This window comes from Sphingomonas sp., from assembly GCF_019749955.1.
Classification (GTDB): domain Bacteria; phylum Pseudomonadota; class Alphaproteobacteria; order Sphingomonadales; family Sphingomonadaceae; genus Sphingomonas.
This window is the reverse complement of sequence record NZ_JAIEPC010000008.1, coordinates 48,380-68,280: the sequence shown is the minus strand read 5'-3', so window position 1 is coordinate 68,280 and position 19,901 is coordinate 48,380. Positions and strand designations below refer to the sequence as shown.

Sequence of the window (19,901 nt, the reverse complement as noted above, 5' to 3'; positions counted from 1 at the left end):
GGAAGCACCCAATGACCATGAAACTGCATATTTTCAAGGCTGCGTGGGGCGACATGCAGCCCAGCAACCTTTGCCTCAAGGTCGATGTTTGGCTGCAAATGGCGGGCCTGGATTTTGAACGCGTTGCCAGCAATCTTGCGTCGCGCGCACCCCGCCGCCGCGTTCCCTTTGTTCGGTTCGATGACGGCAGCTGGATCGATGACAGCGAGGTGATCATCGCGACGCTGAGCGCGCGTCATGGAATTGATGTCGACGCCGGGCTGAGCGATGCCGAACGCGGCTTAACCCGCGCCGCGCAACGGATGATCGACGAACACATGTTCTTCATGCTGATCGACAGCCGATGGAACGACGATTCGGTGTGGCCACGTGTCCGCGACAATTTTCTAGGGCCTTGGCCGATGCCGCTTCGGCTGTTGGTGGGCATGATGTTTCGTCGGGGGGTGCGTCGGCGCATTCGTCTGCAGGGGTTCGGGCGCTATTCGGCTGCCGAGCGTCACCAGAAGGCCGAGGATAACCTTCGGGCGCTTGACCAAATCCTGGACGACAAGCGCTTCATGCTGGGCGATGTGCCGCGCAGCATCGACGCTGCGGCATATGGCATGCTGGCCGCGATCCATTTCGCCGATCTGGAGACGTCGCTCGCAACGACGCTGCGCCGCTTTCCCCGGCTGGTTGCGCATACGCTTCGGATGGAAGCGCGCTTTGGCCGGGGGATTGCCGGACAATAACACGCGGTTTATCGTCAGGCTTGTTGGGCGGAGGCGAACATGGGCGTATTGGGGATTGGCGGGCTGTTTTTCCGCGCGAGGGACACCGATGCTTTGTCGGCTTGGTATCGCGAGCATCTGGGCATCGGCGCGGGGTGTGCCGCTGAGGATACCGGCCCGATCGACGAATGGTCGTGGAAAACGCAAGGCGGGCCGGTAGTGTTCGCGCCGTTCAAGGCCGACACCGATTATTTTCCGGCTGACAAGCAGTTCATGATCAACCTGCGCGTTGCTGATTTGCCGTCGATGATCGCAACATTGATCGCCGCCGACATTGCCGTCGAGACGCGTGACGAATGGAATTCGCCCGAAGCCGGCAAGTTCGCGCGCCTCCATGATCCGGAAGGCAACCAGATCGAGCTATGGGAACTGCCGGCAGCTTGAGCGGCTTGGGTTTAACGACCTTAAATCAACCCGTTCGTTTCGAGCGAAGGCTCTGTCGAGCGGGGTCGAGACATCGAGAAACAGGCCACAAGCGGTGCACCGGGTGTTTCGACTTCGCTCGCCACCAACGGGGCAGGGGCTGACTAAGCTCAATCCAATTCAGCGCTACGACGCTGCCGCCGCCAGTGGTTCAATGCGGGGATAAGGCAGGATCGCGATCGGCTCGACCGCATCGCGTGACGCCACGTGGAGGCTGTCGTGCGCGCGCAGCGCCTCCGCAATCGCCGTTGCCGCCGCCTCAGCGCCGGTTTCTGCAGCAATGCTCGCGGCGACCGTGCGCGCCCGCGCCGCAAAGCGTTCGTCACGCATCAGCCGCTCAAGCAAAGGCGTCGCGCGGTCAGCCGTGAAGCGGTTGCCGCCGATCGCGAAGCCGAGCCCGCGCCGCGCGATTCGGTTGCCATGATCGAACTGGTCACCCATGTGCGGCACCACCAACTGCGGCTTGCCCGCCCGCATGGCCTGACCCGTCGTGCCGACGCCACCGTGGTGGACGATCGCCGCCGCTTGCGGGAACAGCACCGAATGTCGGGCATAGGGGCACCAGTGGATCTGCGCGTCGCCCCGGCTGTCGGTCGGGCGCCCGGTCAGCATCACCGCGCGGCAGCCGAGACGACGCACGACTTCGGCGGCTTCGTCGTAGAAGGAACCCGCGCCGTGCACGGCAAAGGTGCCGAGCGTGAACACCACCGGCGGCGCACCGACCGCCAGAAAAGCCTCAAGCTCCGGATCGAGCCCTTCACCGGGTAAGGCATTGCCGTCGAACAGCGGGAAGCCGACGATCCGCGTCTTGGCGGGCGCATCGGCAGGCAGCGCGCCGAGCTGTTCGGAATAGGTACCGAGCGCGAGCAGCGCTTGGCTTTGCGGCTCCAGCAACCGGCGCGCGCGCTGCGGCTTCACGCCGCTGGCGACTCGCACCCGGTTCACCTCGCGGCGATAGAGCACATCGACGACCTGACGCATTGTTGCATAGACGCTGCGGTTCCACAGCCGACCGATCCGACCGACCGGCGGCTGCTTCATCATCCAGAAATCGGGCGTCTTGGGAGGATCAATCGCCGACAGCATCGCCATCGGCTGGAGCACGATCGAAATCAGCGGAATGTCTGCCTTTTCGCACACGATCGGTGCGGCCAATGCGAAGATTGACGCGACGATCGCGCAAGCCCCCTCGGCCACGTCACTCAGTGCCCGTGTCGATGAGGCGAGCGACGGCAGCAGCACCTGGTCGAGCATCTCGCGCTGATCGTCCATGATCTGGCGCACCGCCTCGGCTTCGTTGAGCCCCATGCGCTGGCGAATCTCGTCGAACGCCGGCAGCACGGGCTCGGCATCGAGTCCGGCCGCGCGGCACTCAGCGAGGTGATCCTGGCCGACCGCCATCACCGGATGGAATCCGCGCGCCTTCAGCGCCAAGGCAATCGCGATGAAGGGATGCAAATCCCCCCGCGTCCCGATCGTGGTTAGAACGATTTTACGCATAACCAACCCTGCGTGCGGCGCGACCGCGCCGACGTCAACATGCGATATGGTAACCTGCGCTCGGCCTTTGGTGTGGAACGGCCTATTTCGGGGCAAGCACCATCAACATCTGGCGCCCCTCCATCCGTGGATAAGCCTCAACCTTGGCATGTTCGGCGATGTCCGCCTGCACGCGCTGGAGCAGCGCCATGCCGAGCTGGCCGTGGCTCAACTCACGACCGCGAAAGCGCAGCGTGATCTTGACCTTGTCGCCCTCACCGATGAATTCGGCCACCTTTTTCATCTTGGTGTCGTAATCATGATCGTCGATGTTCGGACGCATCTTGATCTCTTTGATCTCCTGCGTCTTCTGCGATTTACGCGCGGCATTGGCCTTTTTCTGGGCCTCGTATTTGAACTTGCCGACATCGAGGAATTTGGCGACCGGCGGATCGGCGTTGGGCGACACTTCGACCAGGTCGAGCCCAACGGCATTCGCCTGTTCCATCGCTTCGCGCGTGTACATCACGCCCAGATTCTCGCCGTCCTGATCGATTACGCGAACTTTTGGCGACACAATGAATTCGTTGAACCGCGGACCGTTGATCGGCGGGGGCGCGAGCGGGCGCCGGGTCATGGGAGGACGGATAGGGTAGGCTCCTGTGGTTTCGAATATTATGATATAGCGGATTTGTGGTCGGAGCGAAAGGTCGCGTGGTGGATGACGGGTCGATCTTGCCAGCTTCAGAATTCGGTCTGGAGGGCTGGCCCGAGGGCGCGCCCTTTCCCTTGTCCGCTAGCGACTGCCTCGCGCTATGTCGGGGCGACGCTGTGCGCTGGCACGGCACGATCGACAAGGCGAGGCTGCTACCGGGCCGTTACGAATTGCTCAGCGGTTGGCTGATCCTCAAACGCTGACGGACAAATCCGGGGGCGTCGCATCCCGCACGAGCATCGCCACCAGATCGTCGAGCGCCATCACCTGCTGCCGCTCGCTGCCCAATTGGCGCAGCGCGACGGTGCCTTCTTCGGCCTCGCGCTTGCCGACGACGATCAGATTGGGAACCTTCGCCAGCGAATGCTCGCGCACCTTATAGTTGATCTTTTCGTTGCGCAGGTCGGTCTCGACGCGGATGCCCGCCGCCGCCAGCTTCGCCGCCACCTCGCGCGCATAATCATCGGCGTCGGACACGATCGTCGCCACCACCGCCTGCACGGGTGCCAGCCACAGCGGGAATTTACCGGCATATTCCTCGATCAGGATGCCGATGAACCGTTCATAGGCGCCGAAGATCGCGCGGTGCAGCATCACCGGGCGGTGGCGCGCGCCATCTTCGCCGACATAGCTGGCGTCGAGCCGCTCGGGCAGCACGCGGTCGGACTGGATCGTGCCCACTTGCCAGGTGCGGCCGATCGCGTCGGTCAGATGCCATTCAAGTTTGGGCGCATAAAAGGCACCTTCGCCGGGCAGTTCTTCCCAGCCATGGTCGGCCGTCGCCAGCCCCGCCTGAACAACGGCATGGCGCAGTTCATTTTCCGCCTTGTCCCAATCGGCGTCGCTGCCGAAACGCTTTTCAGGACGCAGCGCGAGCTTGATCGAATAGGTGAAGCCAAAATCCTTGTAGATGCGGTCGGCCAGCGCGCAAAAGGACCGCACTTCCTCGACAATCTGGTCTTCGCGGCAAAAGATATGCGCGTCGTCCTGGGTAAACTGGCGCACGCGCATGATGCCGTGCAGCGCGCCATGCGCTTCGTTGCGGTGGCAACAGCCATTTTCATAAAACCGCAGCGGCAGATCGCGATATGATTTAATGCCCTGGCGGAACACCAGCACATGCGCCGGGCAGTTCATCGGCTTGAGCGCCATCCAGTCGGCATCGGCGGCAACGGCGGGGGCGCCACCCTCTCCATCGGGCACGATATCGGGCACGGCAAACATGTTTTCGGCATATTTGCCCCAATGGCCGGAGGTTTCCCATTGGCGAACGTCCATCAACTGCGGCGTCTTGATCTCAAGATATCCGGCCGCATGGATGGCGCGGCGCATATAATCCTCTAGCGCGCGATAAATGACATAGCCCTTGGGATGCCAGAAGACCGAGCCCTGGGCTTCGCTCTGCAAGTGAAACAGGTCCATGTCCTGCCCGATCCGCCGGTGATCGCGCTTGGCCGCCTCTTCAAGCCGGACGAGATGCTCGGCGAGCTGCTTCTTGTTGAGCCAGCCGGTGCCATAGATGCGGCTTAGCTGCGGGTTGTTCTGGTCGCCGCGCCAATAAGCACCGCTCACGCGCGTCAGCTTGAACGCATCGGGATCGAGCTTGCCGGTCGAGGCGAGATGCGGCCCGCGGCACATGTCGAGCCAGTCGTCGCCCGACCAATAGACCGTCAGCGGCTCGTCGCCCGGCAACTCGGCCGCCCATTCGGCCTTGAACGTCTCACCCTGCTGCTTCCAGCGGCTGATCAGCGTCGCACGGTCCCACACTTCGCGGCGCAGCGGCTTGTCGGCGCGGATGATGCCGCGCATCGCTTCTTCGATCGCGGGCAGGTCTTCCTCGGTGAAGGGTCGGTCCTTGGGCGCGAAGTCGTAGTAAAAGCCGTCATCGGTCGACGGCCCGAAGGTGATCTGCGTGCCGGGAAACAGCTGCTGCACCGCTTCGGCGAGCACATGCGCATAATCATGCCGCGCCATTTCGAGCGCATCGGCTTCGTCGCGCGACGTGATCAGCGCGAGCGCGGCGTCCCCTTCAAAGGGTCGACCAATGTCATGTAGCTCGCCATCGACGCGGGCGGCAATCGCCGCCTTGGCGAGGCCGGGGCCGATCGCCGCAGCAATGTCCGCGGGGGTGGTTCCCGGCGCTACCTCACGGACGGAACCGTCGGGCAGCGTGATTCGGAACATCGCGGACATGGAAAACGACTTTCGTGCAAAGATGATCGAAGCGCGGCTTATGCCTTCGCGACCGCAATATAGGCAAGCGCGCTTGCATCGCGAACGCGCAGGCCGGAACGGCTCAGCCGACCGGGGTCGCGGGGATGATAAGGTCGGGCGGCGGCGGTGGGCCGGAAGGCGCCGCATCCGATGTGCCGACCGGCGCCGCGTCGGGTGCTTCGGCACTCGGCGCCGTTGGTACGCCCCCCCGGGTTGGTGACGGCACCGCGCCCAGCGCTGCAACCGCGCTTGCAGCAATGGCCACGGCCTGTTTGTTGTACGGGCGCCCGCGCAGCGTCGAATCAACCTGCTCGGTCATCGCAATGCGCGCCAGCGCCAGCGCGGGGCGATTGTCGCTGGCATCGGCGGTGCAGTTGACCGCAACGCGCGTGCTGGCATCGGTCACCGCTTCGAGCTGCGCACTGCAATTGATCGCGCCACGCGGCCCCCCGGCCCAGCTGATCGCGAGCGGCTTGTCCGCGGTCTTGGTCACCGGATGCGCGCCGAGCGGGCCATCCTCGCTCGTCGGAATCGCCATCGCCGCGAGCTTTTCATGCACCACGGCGACCGGCATGCCGTACAGGTTGCGCGGCCCCATCAAGTCGCCGCCAAGATACCAGGCAGCCGCCAGCAAGCCGAGCGCGACGGCCAGGATCATGACTCTCATGCGCGGATCCGGTGCATAGCCCCCGCGATAGCGCGCAATCGGTAAAACAAGCGTTTCGGGCACCTCCTATGGATTGTGTTTGCGCCATCGCTGCGGCACCTTCGCCGCCACATCGAAGGAGCATTTCATGGTCACGCTTACCCGCCCCGACGGCACCCAACCGCAGGACCTTCACCTCACCCGGCGCGGCGCGGTCGCGAGCATGTTTTTCGCGGGCTATGCGCTGGCCGCCGTCGCCGCCGATGCGAAGCCGGTGACGACGCCCGACGATGGGCTGATCATCGAGGAAACGTTCATTCCGAACGGCGCCGACAAGCCGCTCCCCGCTTATGTCGCGCGGCCCAAGGGGAGCGGCAAGCATCCCTGCGTGATCGTCGTCAACGAGATTTTCGGCGTGCATGCCTATATCAAGGACATCTGTCGCCGCTTCGCCAAGCTCGGCTATGTCGCGGTCGCGCCTGAATTTTTCTACCGATCGGGCGTCAATCTGCCCGCACTCACCGACTTCAAGGAGATTTTGAAAGTCGTGGGCCAAGCAAGCGTCGATCAGGTCGACGGTGACGTAAGGGCAACCTCGGCGTGGCTGAAGGCGCAGAAGTTCGCGAAGGGCGACAAGATCGGCATCACCGGCTTTTGCTGGGGCGGTGCGGTCGTGTGGCGCGCGGCGATGGTCGACCCGGACATCAAGGCAGGCGTTGCCTGGTACGGCAATTTGAAGCCGCTGATCGCGCGCGCGGGCGAGCTCAAGGCGCCAGTGCTGGGCCTCTATGGCGCGCTCGACCAAGGCATTCCGCAGACCGATGTCCAGGCGATGAAGGCCGCGCTCGCCGCTGCGGGCAAAAAGGGATCGGACATTCACGTCTATGCCGATGCCCAACACGGCTTCCACGCCGATTACCGCCCGAGCTACAACGAAGCCGATGCCAGGGACGGCTGGGCGCGGCTGCTGGGGCATTTCAAGGCGAACGGCGTCGCTTGATCAGCGCGGCGCTTCGGCGAGTCGCGCGGTCGCGATGAACTTCCACGCCGCGATCAGCAGCAGCAGCGCGGCAAGGACATAGGGCGCGCCGGGGAAGGCAATCCCCGGCCGGTCGGAAAAGGCGACGAACACCCAGCTCATCACCGGTGGGCCGACGATCGACCCCAGCGCCATCGTCGACGTAATCGCGCCCTGTAACTCGCCTTGCGCGTCTTCGGGGGTGGCGTGGCTCATCATCGCCTGCATCGCGGGCCAGGCGACATAAGTCAGCGCGCCGATCGAGATCAGCACGAATAACTGCGCGGTGCTCCCGGCAAGCGCGATCAGGACATAGTCGACCGCGCCAATCACCAGCACCGCAGGCCCGACCCGCGCTTCGCCCGCGCGCTTGAACAGCCACCCGGCGAGCAGCCCTTGCGCGAGCGCGATGCTGACGCCGAACATCGCAATCGACGCGCCAATCGCAGGCGGGCTCCAGTCGAAGCGCAGGATCACATAATAGGGCCAGACCGCGACGCTGACCTGCGCGGCAACCTGCACCACGAAGATCGTCAGCAGGAAGCCGCGCACCAAGGGCGACGACCAGAATTGGATCAGGCTGCCGAACGGATTGGCGCGGGCGAGCGAAAAGGCGCGGCGGCGATCGGGCGGAAGCGTTTCGGCCAGCAGGAACAAGCTGGCGACGGCCGCGACAAAGGCGAGCAGCGCCGCCGCCAGAAACGGCGCGCGCGGATCGACCCCGACCAGAAACCCGCCAAGCGCTGGCCCCGCGACAAACCCGGCGGCACCGCCCGCGCCAAGGATGCCGAAGGCGCGGCCACGCTCGGCGGCGGGCACGCTGTCGGCGACGCAGCTATTGGCGGGCGCAAAGCTCGCACCCATGATGCCCGACACCAGCCGCCCGATCAGCAACCATTCGAAAGTCGGCGCGAACGCCATCACGATATAGTCGAAGCCCAGCGCGACCATCACCCAGATCAACACCGGGCGGCGCCCATAACGATCGCTCAAGCCGCCGATCAGGGGGGCGAATGCGAATTGCGCGGCGGCATAGGCGAGCAGCAACAGACTCCCCAGCCCCGCCGCCTGATCGAGCGAGACATGCGCCAGCCGCACCACCAGCGACGGCACCACCGGGATGATCAACCCGATCCCGCACAGATCGATAAACACGATGAACGCGAGCAACAGAATCGGGGGGCGTTTCACGTCCATGCCAGCGCGATCAGCGCTGCTGCGCCGCGATCCACGCGTCGATCTGCGTGTCGAGCACGTCGAGCGGCACCGGCCCCTGCCCCAGCACCGCATCATGGAAGCCGCGCAGATCGAATTTCGGGCCGAGCGCCTTCTCAGCCTTGGCCCGCAGCGCCCGGATGCGCAATTCGCCGAGCTTGTAGCCGAGCGCTTGCCCCGGCCAGCTGATGTAGCGATTGACCTCGGCATCGATATTGGCGTCGGTGAGCGCGCTATTGTCCTTCATGAAAGCGACGGCCTGCGCCTTGGTCCAGCCCTTGGCGTGGATGCCGGTATCGACCACCAACCGGCACGCGCGCCACATTTCGTACGACAGGCGGCCCATGTTCTTCTCGGGCGTGTCGTAGAGGCCCATTTCGATGCCGAGATGCTCGGTATAGAGCGCCCAGCCCTCAACAAAAGCGGTGAAGCCGACCGCATATTTGCGGAAATTGGGCAGGTCGAGCTCTTGTTGCAGCGCGATCTGGAGGTGGTGGCCCGGCACCGCTTCGTGCGCGGTGAGCGCGGGGAGTTCCCACAACGGGCGCTGCGGCAGCTTCGATGTGTTGACGTAGAAGGTCCCCGCCAGCCCCGCCGGGGGTGAGCCCGCCCCATAATAGGCCGTCGTGGTCCCCTCGGCCGTCTCCGCAGGGATCGGCTTCACGCCATAGGGGAGGCGCGGCAGGCGCCCGAAATATTTGGGCAGCAGCGCGTCGTGGCGCTTGGCTTCGAGCGCGGCGACTTGCAGCAGTTGCTCAGGGCTGGTCGCGTAATATTTGGGATTGGTGCGCAGTTCGGCGATGAAGCTCTCGCGGCTGGCATAGCCCGCCGATTTGGCGAGCGTTTCCATTTCGCTGCGAATCCGCGCGACTTCGCTGAGGCCGATCTGGTGGATCGCCTCGGGCGTCAGGTCGGTCGTTGTCTCGACGCGGGCGCGGTATGCATACCAGGCCGCACCCTCGGGCATTGCCGACGCACCGACGGTCTTGCGGCAATTGGGCAGATAGTCGCGGCGGAAATAATCGGCGAATTTGGCATATTCGGGATTGAGTATGGTCGTGATCAGCGTGCGCGTGCGCGCCTTCAGCGCGGCCCAATCGGCGTCCGACACATCGCCCGGCTTGGCGCCCGTGAACGGCGCATAAAAGCGCGATTGCTCAGGCGTCGCGGCGATCACGCCGTCGATCGTCTTGGCAAAGCCGCCGAGCACATCGCATGGCTGGATATAGCCGCCCGCGACCGCCCCCCGCGTGATCTTGAGCGCCTCGCCATTCTGCGCAGGATATTGCGCGAGCCGCGTGAGATAGCTCTCGTAATCGGCGCGCGTGCGGAACGGCAGATTGTCGGCCAGACCCGCAAAACCCTGATGCCAGCCATAATAGGTCGTGAACAGGATTTGCCGCTCGCCATAGCGATTGCCTTCGACCGCCTCGACCAACGTGCGCAGCAGGATCGCCTTGTTGACGCGCTGGTTCGGGGTCAGGTCGGCGTCGGGGATGGCGCGCAGCCGATTGGCGAAACCTTGCGCCTCGCCCGCGATGCGGTCGCTCGCCGCGAGGCTCAGGTCGGTGATCTTGGCATCATAGCGCCGCTCACCAAGCGACGTCGCGGTCTCGGGATTGATCGAGAGATACCAGGCCCAATGATCGTCGATCACGCGCGCGAGATCATCGGCGGGGGCGGCCAAGGCGGACGCGGCAGTGGCGAGCAGTGCGGCGGCGATCATCAGCTTCTTCATCGGCATCCCCTCTTTTTAGTCTTGGTACAACTGCACTGGGGCCAATGGAAAGACTCTCAACCCGTTTGCCCTGAGCTTGTCGAAGGGCCGTCCTTCTTCTTCGAGCGCTTCGCAAAAGGAAGGGCAGTGCTTCGACAAGCTCAGCACGAACGATGAAAGAGTTTAGCTCAACCCAGAACAATCGCGTCAGCGCGCCTCAGCGATCAATTTCGCCGCCGCAGCCCCGGTCCAGTCCTGCCCGCCCGAATAGCGCCAGACTTCGTGGCCGGTCGAATCATACAGGATCGTCGTCGGCAGATTGGCCTGAAAACCCGTGCTGAGCGCCGCCTGATCGTCGAGATAGGGCTTCAGTGCCTTATACCCACCCTTGGCGAAAAACGGGATGACCTTGGCCGCGCCCTCGAGATCCTGGCTGACCGCCAGCACCTGCAGCTTCCCCGCCTCGCGTACCGCGAGCGCGTCGAGCTGCGGCATTTCGGCGATGCACGGCGCGCACCACGTTGCCCACAGGTTGAGCAGCACCGGCTTGCCCTTGAAGTCGGCCAAGGTCAGCGCCTTGCCGTCGGGTCCTTTAAAGCTGGTGGCCGGGGCGGCTTCGCCCTTGTGGCTGCGATCGATCACGCCATCGACGCCCGGCGCGGCAGGCGGCGGTGTTGGTGCTGCGCCATTGGCGGCGGCTTGCTCCGGCTTCGGCGATTGCCTATCGCAGCCGGCGACCAGCGCCGTGGTCAGGAGAAGCATCATCAGCGAACGGGACAATCGGGGCTCCAATGCCATGTGGGGCGGGCGCTTCGCCGAAGGCCCGGCGGCGGTGATGCGCGAGATAAACGCGTCGATCCCGTTCGACAAGCGACTGTGGCGGCAGGACGTCGCGGCGTCGAAAGCGCATGTCGCGATGCTGGGCGCGCAGGGCATTGTCGCGCCCGATGACGCCGCCGCAATCAGCGCCGGGCTCGATGCCGTGGCGGCCGATTACGCCGCGACCGGGGTTGCCGACGATCTGGGCCTCGAAGACATTCATATGCAGACCGAAGCGCGCCTCGCCGACAAGATCGGCCCCGTCGCGGGTTGGTTGCACACCGCGCGCAGCCGCAATGATCAGGTCGCGACCGATTTCCGCCTCTGGGTGCGCGACGCGATCGATCAGGTCGATGCAGCACTCGGCGCGTTTCAGGACGCGTTGATCGACCGCGCCGAGGAGCATGCCGATAGCGTGATGCCCGGCTTTACGCACCTCCAGAGCGCGCAGCCGGTAACGCTTGGCCATCATTTGATGGCGTATCACGAAATGATCGCGCGCGACCGCAGCCGCTTTGCCGATGCACGTGCGCGGCTGAACCAATGCCCGCTCGGCAGCGCGGCACTTGCGGGCACCGGCTTCCCGATCGACCGCGAGATGACAGCCGTCGCGCTCGGCTTCGATGGGCCGACGCGCAATTCGCTCGATGCCGTCAGCGACCGCGACTTCGCGCTCGATTATCTGATGGCGACGACGCAAGTCGCGCTCCACCTCTCACGCCTTGCCGAGGAATTCATCCTCTGGGCGTCGCAACCGTTCGGCTTTGTGTCGCTGTCGGACCAATGGTCGACCGGCAGCTCGATCATGCCGCAGAAGCGCAATCCTGATGCCGCCGAGCTGGTGCGCGGCCATTCGGGCCGCATCGCCGGGTGCATGACCGCACTCGTCATGACAATGAAGGGCCTGCCGCTGGCCTACTCAAAGGACATGCAGGACGACAAGCCGCCGGTGTTCGAAGCGCACGACCTGCTCGGCTTGTCGATCGCGGCGATGACCGGAATGGTCGCGAGCGCCACCTTCCGCACCGCACGCATGCGCGCCGCCGCCGAACTGGGCTTTGCCACCGCCACCGATCTCGCCGATTGGCTGGTGCGCGCAGGTAATATCCCGTTCCGCGAGGCGCATCACATCACGGGCCGCGCAGTCAAACTCGCCGAGGAACAGGGCGTCGCACTCGACCGCTTGTCGCTCGCCGATCTGCAAGCCATTGACTCGCGGATCGACGCGCGGGTCTATGGCGTGCTCGGCGTCGATGCGTCGGTGGCGGCGCGCGCCAGTTTTGGTGGCACGGCGCCAAGCCGTGTGCGGGCAGCAATCGCGGTCGCGCGCGCGGCCCGGCAGGAGGAAAGTCGATGAAGTTGCTCACGCTCGCGCCAATTGTCCTGCTCGCCGGATGCGGGTCTGCCGCTGCGCTCAAACCGGGCCCGAGCAAGATGCTGCCGCCCAAGCCCTATGGCGCGACCGCCGTGCCGACCGCCAAACTGCTCGTGACGCCGTCGAGCCAGGCGCGCCCCGAACGCAGCGACGAATTGCTGAAAAGTTCGGAAGAACGCCGCGGCGACGAATTCACCCTGCCCCCGCCCAACTGAGACCCAAGCCCGATCATGGACCATTTCACGCTGCGCGGCGGCGAACTTTATTGCGAGGACATGCCGCTCGCGCGCATCGCCGCCGACGTCGGCACGCCGGTGTATGTCTATTCACAAGCGACACTCGAACGCCATGCCGATGTCTTTCGGGCCGGGCTGAGCGACATCGAGCGGCTCCACCTGGCCTTTGCGGTCAAGTCCAACCCCAATCTCGCCGTGCTGCGCGTGCTCGCGAACGCCGGCTATGGCGCCGACATCGTCTCGGGCGGTGAACTCGCGCGGGCGCTCGCGGCCGGGATGGCGCCCGCCGACATCGTGTTTTCGGGCGTCGGCAAGACGCGTGGCGAACTCGAAGCCGCGCTCGCGGCGGGCATCGGCCAGGTCAATATCGAGCTGGAGGAAGAGGGCCGCGCGCTCGGCGCGATTGCGGCGGCACGGGGCGAGACGGCGCAGGCGGTGTTGCGCGTCAATCCCGATGTCGATGCCGGCACCCACGCCAAGATTTCGACCGGCAAGGCCGAGAACAAGTTCGGGGTGCCGATCGATCAGGCGCCCGCGATCTTCGCGCGGCTGGCGGGCACGCCGGGACTCAATCTGCGCGGCGTCGCGATCCATATCGGCAGCCAGCTCAGCACGCTCGCCCCGCTCGAAGCCGCATATGCGCGGATCGGGCGACTGGTCGCCGAACTGCGCGCGAGTGGGCACACAATCACCCATGTCGATCTCGGTGGCGGGCTCGGCGTGCCCTATCGCCCTGATGAGGTCGTCCCCAGCCCCGCCGATTATGGCGCAATGGTCGCGCGCGCGACGCAAGGCTGGGATGTCGAATTGATGTTCGAACCCGGCCGCGTAATCTGCGGCAATGCAGGCGTGCTGCTGACGCAAGTGATTTGGGTCAAGCCCGGCGTCGTCCATCCGCACGTCATCGTCGATGCGGCAATGAACGACCTCGCCCGCCCCGCGCTTTACGACGCCTGGCATGATTTTGTCGCGGTACGGCCCACCGGCGCGCGGATGATCGCCAACATCGTCGGCCCGGTGTGCGAAAGCGGCGATACCTTCGCCACAGCGCGCGATATCGATACGGTCGAAAGCGGTGATCTCGCCATCTTCCGCACGGCGGGCGCTTATGGTGCAACGATGGCGAGCACCTATAATAGCCGCCCGCTGGTGCCTGAAGTGATGGTCAGCGGCGATCGCTATGCCGTGGTCGCCGATCGCATTGCGCCTGCAACGATCCTCGGCGCCGAGCGCGTGCCCGAATGGCTGGCGTGAGCCTGCACAGCCTGCCGCTGTTTGTGCGGCTGGTGGGGCGCCCGGTGATCCTGCTCGGCGACGGCGAACAGGCCGAGCCGAAACGGCGCTTGCTGGAGCGGGCAGGCGCGGTGATTGTCGGCGAGGACGCGCAGGCCGCACTCGCGATCGTCGCGATCGAGGATGATGCCGAGGCTGAAGCGGCGGTCGCGCAGCTGAAGGCACGCGGTGTGCTGGTCAATGCGGTTGATCGGCCGACGCTGTGCGACTTCACGATTCCCGCGATCATTGACCGGTCGCCGGTGCTGGTCGCGATCGGCACCGGCGGTGTGTCGGCAGGGCTAGCGGCGGCGCTGCGCCAACGGCTTGAAGCGCTGCTGCCGCCGGGACTTGGCGCGCTGGCGGACGGGCTGCAAGCGGCACGCGCGGCGCTGCGCAAGCGCTTCCCTGACGGCAGCGCGCGTCGGCGCGCGATCGGGGCGGCGCTCGGCGCGGGCGGGCCGCTCGATCCGCTCCACGCGCACGAGCCTGACGCCGTCGGTCGCTGGCTGGACGCCGCAGACGCGCCCGATGGCCAGCTCCATCGCCTCACCCTCGCTTCAGCCGATCCCGATGATCTGACACTGCGGCAAGCGCGCCAGCTCGCGCTCGCCGACCGGGTCTATCACGCCGTCGATGCGCCAACCGCAATCCTCGACCGCGCGCGCGCCGATGCCGAGCGCATCGCAACCCCCGCCCCCGCGTCGCCCCCGCCGGGCATTTCGATCGAAGTGGTGATGGCATGAGCGGCTTTGCTTACTGCGTGCAGCATGATGAGGTCATGCGGCTCACCCCGCGCGAAGCGGTCGATCATCAGTCCGAGCTCGTCTGGATTCACCTCACCGAAAGCGACACCGAAGCGCAGGCCTGGCTGATCGGCGAGGCCGATTTGCCCGATTATATCGTCGAATCGCTGACCGCGACCGAAACGCGCCCGCGTTGTGACCAGATCGGCGACGGCGCTTTCCTCAATTTGCGCGGGCGGTCGGACACCGCCATGCCGATGTCGGACCCGCTCGCGTCGGTGCGTATCTGGGCCGTCGCGGGCCGGGTGATTTCGGTGACGCGTCGCCCGTTGACCGCGTTGACGCTGGTCGAGGCCGAACTCAATAAGGGGACGATCCACGACCCCGGTGACCTGATCGCCGAATTCGCCGCCGCGATTACCACCGAGCTCGATCCCGAAGTCGCCGAACTGGGCGATGACCTCGACGATTGCGAAGCCGATCTCGACGCCAACAAAGTGTTCGAGCTGCGCCGCAAGGTCACTCAGATCCGGGTCGCCGCAATCGGCTACCGCCGCTTCCTGTCGCCACAGCGCGCGGCGATCGAAAAGCTCGCGGCGCTGCCGGTAAAATGGTTGCAGGACGATGACCGGCTGCATTTGTCGGCGGCAGCGGACCGGTCTGCGCGCATGGCCGAAGAACTCGAATCGATCCGCGAACGCGCCGCGCTGACCCACGAAGCACTCACCGACCTGCGCGCCGAGCAGATCGACAGCCGATCGCTGATCATCGCGATCGTCGCGATGATCTTCCTGCCGCTGACCTTCCTCACCGGGCTCTTGGGGATGAATGTCGAGGGCATTCCCTATGCCAGGGAACCCTGGGCGTTCGATGGCGTGGTCGCCGTTTGCGTGGTGCTGGCGGCTGCCATTGCCGCCTATTTCATCAAGCGACGCTGGTTCCGCTGAGCGCGTCGACGCGGTCGTTGAGCGTCTGAAGCGAGGCGATCAGCCGCAGCCGATCGGCGCGCGTTTCGGCCAGCGCCGCGCGCGCTTCGCCCAATTCCATCGCCCGCGCCGCAATCCGCGCATCGAGCGTCGCGTTCGACCGCTTCAGCTCGGCGATCCGCCGCGCCCGCGCGATCACACGCTCGATCCGCGCCGCCAGCACATCAAAAGTGAAGGGCTTGGCGACAAAGTCGTCGGCGCCGGCCTTGAAAACATCGACCGCTGAATGGGCATCGTTGTTTCCGGTGACGACGATCACCGGCAGGTCGGCGGTTTCGCGGCCGCTGCGGATTTCGTGGAGGACGCTCAGCCCCGACATGCCGGGCATCATCAGATCGCACAGCACCAGATCGAACCCGCGCGCCGCGAGCAGATCAAGCGCTTCGCCACCGCTTTCACATAGCACCACGAGATAGCCCGCCTGCGAAAGCTGCTGGCCGATCGCATTCAGGCTGGTGCGACTGTCGTCGATCGCCAGGATCGTGCGCGTCTGCCCACGCCGGAACGCGCCGTTCGGGTCGTCGCGCGAAAGCAGTTGCATGGCGGGTCGCTTGGCTCCTCAGGTCAATTCAGGGAAATGCTAGCGCATCGACCGTCACGATCTGGTTAACGCCGCGCCAACCATCAAGCGCGCGCTTGCGGTGGGCGCGCGGCGCGGGCAGGCAGGGCGCATGCAGTGGGACGCAATCATCATCGGCGGCGGCCATAACGGGCTGGTCTGCGCCTGGTATCTGGCCAAGGCGGGCAAGCGCGTGCTGGTGCTCGAACGACGCGGCATCGTTGGCGGCGCGGCGGTGACTGAAGAATTCGCGCCCGGTTTCCGCAACTCGACCGCGAGCTACACGCTGGGGCTGCTCGATCCGGCGATCATGGGCGACATGGCGCTCTCCGGGCACGGCTTGCGCGTGGTCAGCCGTCCCTATTCGAATTTCCTGCCGACCGAAGATGGCCGCTATCTGCTGATGGGCGGCGGGCAATCGGCGGCAGCGGTCGCACGCTGGTCGGCCAAGGACGCGGCGGCGCTGCCCGAGTATGAGCGGCGCTTGGGCGATGTCGCGCGCGTGCTGCGGCTGCTCGCCGACCGCGTACCGCCGTCGGGCGATGCGGGCGGCATGGTCCGCGCGGTCGAGCAAGGGTGGCGGCTGCTCGGGCTGTCGGCGCAGGCCAAGCGCGATGCGATCGACCTTTTCACGCGGTCGGCGCGCGAAGTGCTCGACGGCTTTTTCGACAGCGATCCGGTCAAGGCCGTGTTCGGCTTTGATTCGATCGTCGGCCATTATGCCAGCCCCGACACGCCGGGCAGTGCCTATGTGCTGCTCCACCACGTCTTCGGCGAAGTGAACGGCGAACCCGGCGCCTGGGGCCATGCCATCGGCGGCATGGGCGCCGTCACCCAAGCGATGGCGCGTGCCTGCGAGGCCGCCGGGGTAACGATCCGCACCGATGCGCCGGTCGCGCGTGTGCTCGCCGAGAGCGGCCCGATCGACGGCGTCGAACTGGCCGATGGCGAGCGGATTGCCGCCAAGACGATCGCCGCCAATTGCCATCCGAAGACGCTGCTGCTCGACTTGCTCGATCCCGGCCTGCTCGACCCCGAACTGCGCGCACGGACGACCCGCCACGCCAATGGATCGGGGACGTTCCGGATGAATGTCGCGCTGTCGGCGCTGCCGCGTTTCACCGCGCTGCCCGAGCCGGGCGATCATCTGAAAAGCGGCATCATTCTCGCCCCCAGCCTCGACTACATGGACCGCGCGTTCGACGATGCCCGCGCGCACGGCTGGTCGCGGCGGCCGATCGTCGAGATGCTGATCCCGAGCATGGTCGACGATTCACTCGCGCCACCGGGCGCGCATGTCGCGAGCCTGTTCGCGCAGCATTTCGATCCCAAGCTTGCCGACTGGGACCAGCACCGCGACGCCGCTGCCAATGCCGTGCTCGACACCGTCGAGGCCTTCGCACCGGGCTTTCGCGCCTCAATCGTCGGGCAGATCGCGCTGTCCCCCGCCGATCTTCAGGCGCGCTTCGGCCTAGTCGGCGGCGATATTTTCCACGGGCGCATGTCGCTCGATCAGCTCTGGGCCGCGCGGCCCGTCTTCGGACTTGGCGCGCACCGCATGCCGGTCAAGGGGCTGTGGCTGTGCGGATCAGGCGCGCATCCCGGCGGCGGGGTGAGCGGACGGCCGGGGCGCAATTGCGCACGGGCGATGCTGGGGCGGGGGTGAGGCAAGTTCCCCCGGAGCCGTTGGTACAGCCCCTCCCCTTCAGGGGAGGGGTTGGGGTGGGGCCTCTCGAAGGGCGATGCGCTCTGCGAGGCATCCCCCACCCCTGCCCAGTTTGGTCGTTCTTTGTCCCGTCCGGGGGACGGGGCTACCACCAAACTCCTAAAGGGGAGGGGTTCATTTGCTGAAAGCCTTGCCTACGCCGCGCGAATCTGGCGCCAGACAGCCGCGATCTCGCCCAGATTGCGCGCGACGCTCAGGAACGGCGCGGGGTCATTGCCCAGGCTGGCGTTGATGATCTGCTTGCGCGCGCCGCGATAAAGGTTCGCGAGCGTATACGACACATCGCCGCCCTTTTCGAAATCGAGCCCGCTTTCGAGCGCGAACAGGATCGTCAGCGCGCGCGAGATTTTCTCGCTCTTCAGCGCCTGATCATTGTTGCGGATCGCCGCTGCAACCGCGCCGAGCGCCCGCGTCACTTCTTCGTACATCACCGACACCAGCGCATGCGGATCGCCCATCGCGGTGCGCCCGGCGACGTCGATCGAACGATAGGCATTGTCGGCGCGGTTCGCGCGCCCGGGTGCATGCGCCAGCATCAGTTATTGCTCGTATTGGTCTTGAACTGCTGCGTCAGGAACGACGAGGTTTGCCTGTACGCCGCCACGCGCGCGTCCGAATTGCTGAACTGCTTGGTCAGCCGCGTGCGATAGCTGTCGGTCTCGCTCGCCACGCGGTCCTGCTGCTCGGCGATTTTGCCCTGCTGCTTGGTGTAGCGGTCGATCGTCGCGCCCAGACCAATCGTCGTGCTGGTCGCGCTGTCGGCGATCGACTTGAACGCCGCCGCCAGCCCGCCGCCGGTCGCGCCGCTGCCATCGGCGAACAACGCCTCGACGGCTTCGGGGAAATTCTTGAGCGCGGCATCGAGCTGCGCGGTACGTACCGAAATCGTGCCGTCGCGGTTGGTGCTGATCCCGATTTCGGCGAGCGAGCGCGGCGCGCCGCTGGCCGTCGGGTTGCTGAGCGTCGTCAGATTGAGCCGCCCGAAGGCAGCGCCGAAATTGCGCGCCGCCGCATCGCCGCGCAGCGGGCCATCGGTCGCGTTGGTCTGCGCCTTCACATTGGCGAGCAGATTGTTGAACGCGGCGACATAGTCGTTGACGACTTGCTTGAGCGTATCGGTCGGGGTGGTGCTGGTCAGCGACACGGTGGTGCCGGGCTTTGCGGAGACCAAGTCTAGCTTCACCCCGTCGACCAGATCGCTGATCGAGTTGGTCGAGCGCTTGAGCGCGGTACCATCGACCGCGACGATCGCGTCCTGCGCCGCCGTGCCGATGCTCGAGCCAACGCCAACGTTCAGCGCGGCGAGCCCTTCAGCACCGACATCTTCGGTCGCGGTCAGCGTGAATGCCTGCGCTTCGCCCGTTTGCCCTTTAAGCGCCAGCCGCGCGCCCGATGAATCGGTGATGATGCTCGCGGTGACGCCCGCATTGGCGGCGTTGATCGCAGCGGCAATGCTGTTCAGGCTCGAATTCGATGAATCAATCGTAATGTTGACGGCAGCGGCACTCCCGGCGGTGAAGCCGGTGATCGCGCCGCTCGATGTCGTGGCGGTGCCGAGCTGGAGCGTCAGCGTGCCGGTGCCAATCGCGGCAGTTCGGCTCGCAAAGGGATTGCTCGCGGTGGCCTGTGCCTGGGCGAGCTGGCGGACTTCGAGCTGGGTCGACACGCCCGACAGCCTGACGCCCGAAATCGCGCTCGCCTTGATGACGCTGCTGTCCGAGCTGGTCGCCTGCGCCGCCACCGTCCCGCCCTTGGCAAGCGTGTTCAGCCCATCGGCAAAGCTGGTGATGTCGCTCTTGAGCGTGCTCGCCGACGAAATCTGCTGGCTGAGCGTCCTGTTCTGGCGGGTGAGCGCGCCGTTCCTGGCCTGAAAATTGGCGGTGACCAGCTGGTTGACGAGGCTGGGGATGTCGATGCCCGAGCCGGCCCCCAGCGTATTGACGATCGAATCGACCATGGCGCACCCTTTTTCCTATCTCAAAGAA

Annotated in this window: 19 protein-coding genes; 9 read left to right on the top strand and 10 right to left on the bottom strand. The window is 65.6% G+C overall.

Going from position 1 to position 19,901, the window contains the following annotated elements; genetic code table 11:
• Positions 1–11: 11 nt before the first annotated feature.
• Positions 12–731: a glutathione S-transferase family protein gene (locus tag K2W81_RS01410; protein WP_294100661.1), complete on the top strand. Its 720-nt coding sequence runs from the start codon at positions 12–14 to the stop codon at positions 729–731.
• A 39-nt stretch (positions 732–770) separates the two neighbouring features.
• Positions 771–1,154, top strand: a complete 384-nt coding sequence (locus K2W81_RS01405) for a VOC family protein (RefSeq protein ID WP_294100659.1) — start codon at positions 771–773, stop codon at positions 1,152–1,154.
• A gap of 165 nt (positions 1,155–1,319) precedes the next feature.
• On the opposite strand, the gene K2W81_RS01400 is transcribed toward K2W81_RS01405, so the two are convergent.
• The 4 genes from K2W81_RS01400 to K2W81_RS01385 all read right to left on the bottom strand — a co-directional run bounded on the left by K2W81_RS01400 (position 1,320) and on the right by K2W81_RS01385 (position 6,268).
• Complete coding sequence (locus K2W81_RS01400) at positions 1,320–2,693, bottom strand: glycosyltransferase (RefSeq protein WP_294100657.1); 1,374 nt, start codon at positions 2,691–2,693, stop codon at positions 1,320–1,322.
• 82 nt (positions 2,694–2,775) lie between these two features.
• Positions 2,776–3,309 carry a translation initiation factor IF-3 gene (gene infC / locus K2W81_RS01395; RefSeq protein WP_294100655.1) on the bottom strand — a complete coding sequence of 178 codons (534 nt, stop codon included), beginning with the start codon at positions 3,307–3,309 and terminating at the stop codon, positions 2,776–2,778.
• 270 nt (positions 3,310–3,579) lie between these two features.
• Entirely contained in the window at positions 3,580–5,580 is a 2,001-nt protein-coding gene (gene thrS, locus K2W81_RS01390) for a threonine--tRNA ligase (RefSeq protein ID WP_294100653.1), read from the bottom strand.
• A gap of 103 nt (positions 5,581–5,683) precedes the next feature.
• The gene (locus tag K2W81_RS01385; protein ID WP_294100652.1) at positions 5,684–6,268 is read right to left on the bottom strand and encodes a hypothetical protein; all 585 of its coding nucleotides are present in this window, start codon (positions 6,266–6,268) and stop codon (positions 5,684–5,686) included.
• 127 nt (positions 6,269–6,395) lie between these two features.
• Here K2W81_RS01385 and K2W81_RS01380 point away from each other — a divergent pair, with 127 nt between their 5' ends.
• Positions 6,396–7,247 (top strand): dienelactone hydrolase family protein, encoded by an 852-nt coding sequence (locus K2W81_RS01380; RefSeq protein WP_294100650.1) that lies wholly within the window; start codon positions 6,396–6,398, stop codon positions 7,245–7,247.
• Here K2W81_RS01380 and K2W81_RS01375 read toward each other — a convergent pair whose 3' ends face one another.
• The 3 genes from K2W81_RS01375 to K2W81_RS01365 form a co-directional block, all read right to left on the bottom strand.
• Positions 7,248–8,456, bottom strand: coding sequence for an MFS transporter (locus tag K2W81_RS01375; RefSeq protein WP_294100648.1), 1,209 nt, complete (start codon positions 8,454–8,456; stop codon positions 7,248–7,250). It lies immediately after the preceding gene.
• A gap of 16 nt (positions 8,457–8,472) precedes the next feature.
• On the bottom strand, positions 8,473–10,218 hold the full coding sequence (locus K2W81_RS01370; protein ID WP_294100646.1) for a DUF885 family protein: 1,746 nt from the start codon (positions 10,216–10,218) through the stop codon (positions 8,473–8,475).
• Positions 10,219–10,404: 186 nt separating this feature from the next.
• Positions 10,405–10,959: a TlpA disulfide reductase family protein gene (locus K2W81_RS01365; RefSeq protein WP_294100644.1), complete on the bottom strand. Its 555-nt coding sequence runs from the start codon at positions 10,957–10,959 to the stop codon at positions 10,405–10,407.
• A 34-nt stretch (positions 10,960–10,993) separates the two neighbouring features.
• Between K2W81_RS01365 and argH the strand changes: the two genes are divergently transcribed.
• From argH to K2W81_RS01340, 5 genes are read left to right on the top strand one after another with little or no spacing between them, the layout of a single operon-like run.
• Positions 10,994–12,373, top strand: a complete 1,380-nt coding sequence (gene argH, locus K2W81_RS01360) for an argininosuccinate lyase (RefSeq protein WP_294100642.1) — start codon at positions 10,994–10,996, stop codon at positions 12,371–12,373.
• The gene (locus tag K2W81_RS01355) at positions 12,370–12,606 is read left to right on the top strand and encodes a hypothetical protein (RefSeq protein WP_294100640.1); all 237 of its coding nucleotides are present in this window, start codon (positions 12,370–12,372) and stop codon (positions 12,604–12,606) included. Before argH ends, K2W81_RS01355 begins: the two co-directional genes overlap by 4 nt.
• Positions 12,607–12,621: 15 nt before the next feature.
• A complete protein-coding gene (lysA, locus tag K2W81_RS01350; RefSeq protein ID WP_294100639.1) occupies positions 12,622–13,881 on the top strand; it encodes a diaminopimelate decarboxylase in 1,260 nt (419 codons plus the stop codon).
• The gene (locus K2W81_RS01345; RefSeq protein WP_294100638.1) at positions 13,878–14,645 is read left to right on the top strand and encodes a bifunctional precorrin-2 dehydrogenase/sirohydrochlorin ferrochelatase; all 768 of its coding nucleotides are present in this window, start codon (positions 13,878–13,880) and stop codon (positions 14,643–14,645) included. The genes lysA and K2W81_RS01345 overlap by 4 nt, the downstream gene beginning before the upstream one ends.
• Entirely contained in the window at positions 14,642–15,592 is a 951-nt protein-coding gene (locus tag K2W81_RS01340) for a CorA family divalent cation transporter (protein WP_294100637.1), read from the top strand. The genes K2W81_RS01345 and K2W81_RS01340 overlap by 4 nt, the downstream gene beginning before the upstream one ends.
• On the opposite strand, the gene K2W81_RS01335 is transcribed toward K2W81_RS01340, so the two are convergent.
• Positions 15,570–16,172: a response regulator gene (locus K2W81_RS01335; RefSeq protein ID WP_294100636.1), complete on the bottom strand. Its 603-nt coding sequence runs from the start codon at positions 16,170–16,172 to the stop codon at positions 15,570–15,572. The genes K2W81_RS01340 and K2W81_RS01335 overlap by 23 nt on opposite strands.
• A gap of 130 nt (positions 16,173–16,302) precedes the next feature.
• On the opposite strand from K2W81_RS01335, the gene K2W81_RS01330 reads away from it, so the two are divergent.
• A complete protein-coding gene (locus K2W81_RS01330) occupies positions 16,303–17,856 on the top strand; it encodes an NAD(P)/FAD-dependent oxidoreductase (protein WP_294100635.1) in 1,554 nt (517 codons plus the stop codon).
• A 194-nt stretch (positions 17,857–18,050) separates the two neighbouring features.
• On the opposite strand, the gene fliS is transcribed toward K2W81_RS01330, so the two are convergent.
• Both fliS and fliD read right to left on the bottom strand, forming a co-directional pair.
• Entirely contained in the window at positions 18,051–18,452 is a 402-nt protein-coding gene (gene fliS, locus K2W81_RS01325; RefSeq protein ID WP_294100634.1) for a flagellar export chaperone FliS, read from the bottom strand.
• Positions 18,452–19,873: a flagellar filament capping protein FliD gene (gene fliD / locus K2W81_RS01320; RefSeq protein ID WP_294100632.1), complete on the bottom strand. Its 1,422-nt coding sequence runs from the start codon at positions 19,871–19,873 to the stop codon at positions 18,452–18,454. The genes fliS and fliD overlap by 1 nt, the downstream gene beginning before the upstream one ends.
• Positions 19,874–19,901: the final 28 nt, after the last annotated feature.

What these genes read in the sequence shown, in the direction of transcription:
- fliS (WP_294100634.1), bottom strand. Translation starts at nt 18,452, where the DNA reads ATGCTGGCGCATGCACCCGGGCGCGCGAACCGCGCCGACAATGCCTAT.
- argH (WP_294100642.1), top strand. Translation starts at nt 10,994, where the DNA reads ATGTGGGGCGGGCGCTTCGCCGAAGGCCCGGCGGCGGTGATGCGCGAG.
- K2W81_RS01370 (WP_294100646.1), bottom strand. Translation starts at nt 10,218, where the DNA reads ATGAAGAAGCTGATGATCGCCGCCGCACTGCTCGCCACTGCCGCGTCC.
- K2W81_RS01330 (WP_294100635.1), top strand. Translation starts at nt 16,303, where the DNA reads ATGCAGTGGGACGCAATCATCATCGGCGGCGGCCATAACGGGCTGGTC.
- thrS (WP_294100653.1), bottom strand. Translation starts at nt 5,580, where the DNA reads ATGTCCGCGATGTTCCGAATCACGCTGCCCGACGGTTCCGTCCGTGAG.
- fliD (WP_294100632.1), bottom strand. Translation starts at nt 19,873, where the DNA reads ATGGTCGATTCGATCGTCAATACGCTGGGGGCCGGCTCGGGCATCGAC.
- K2W81_RS01405 (WP_294100659.1), top strand. Translation starts at nt 771, where the DNA reads ATGGGCGTATTGGGGATTGGCGGGCTGTTTTTCCGCGCGAGGGACACC.
- K2W81_RS01365 (WP_294100644.1), bottom strand. Translation starts at nt 10,959, where the DNA reads ATGCTTCTCCTGACCACGGCGCTGGTCGCCGGCTGCGATAGGCAATCG.
- K2W81_RS01355 (WP_294100640.1), top strand. Translation starts at nt 12,370, where the DNA reads ATGAAGTTGCTCACGCTCGCGCCAATTGTCCTGCTCGCCGGATGCGGG.
- lysA (WP_294100639.1), top strand. Translation starts at nt 12,622, where the DNA reads ATGGACCATTTCACGCTGCGCGGCGGCGAACTTTATTGCGAGGACATG.
- K2W81_RS01410 (WP_294100661.1), top strand. Translation starts at nt 12, where the DNA reads ATGACCATGAAACTGCATATTTTCAAGGCTGCGTGGGGCGACATGCAG.
- K2W81_RS01340 (WP_294100637.1), top strand. Translation starts at nt 14,642, where the DNA reads ATGAGCGGCTTTGCTTACTGCGTGCAGCATGATGAGGTCATGCGGCTC.
- K2W81_RS01385 (WP_294100652.1), bottom strand. Translation starts at nt 6,268, where the DNA reads ATGAGAGTCATGATCCTGGCCGTCGCGCTCGGCTTGCTGGCGGCTGCC.
- K2W81_RS01335 (WP_294100636.1), bottom strand. Translation starts at nt 16,172, where the DNA reads ATGCAACTGCTTTCGCGCGACGACCCGAACGGCGCGTTCCGGCGTGGG.
- K2W81_RS01400 (WP_294100657.1), bottom strand. Translation starts at nt 2,693, where the DNA reads ATGCGTAAAATCGTTCTAACCACGATCGGGACGCGGGGGGATTTGCAT.
- K2W81_RS01380 (WP_294100650.1), top strand. Translation starts at nt 6,396, where the DNA reads ATGGTCACGCTTACCCGCCCCGACGGCACCCAACCGCAGGACCTTCAC.
- infC (WP_294100655.1), bottom strand. Translation starts at nt 3,309, where the DNA reads ATGACCCGGCGCCCGCTCGCGCCCCCGCCGATCAACGGTCCGCGGTTC.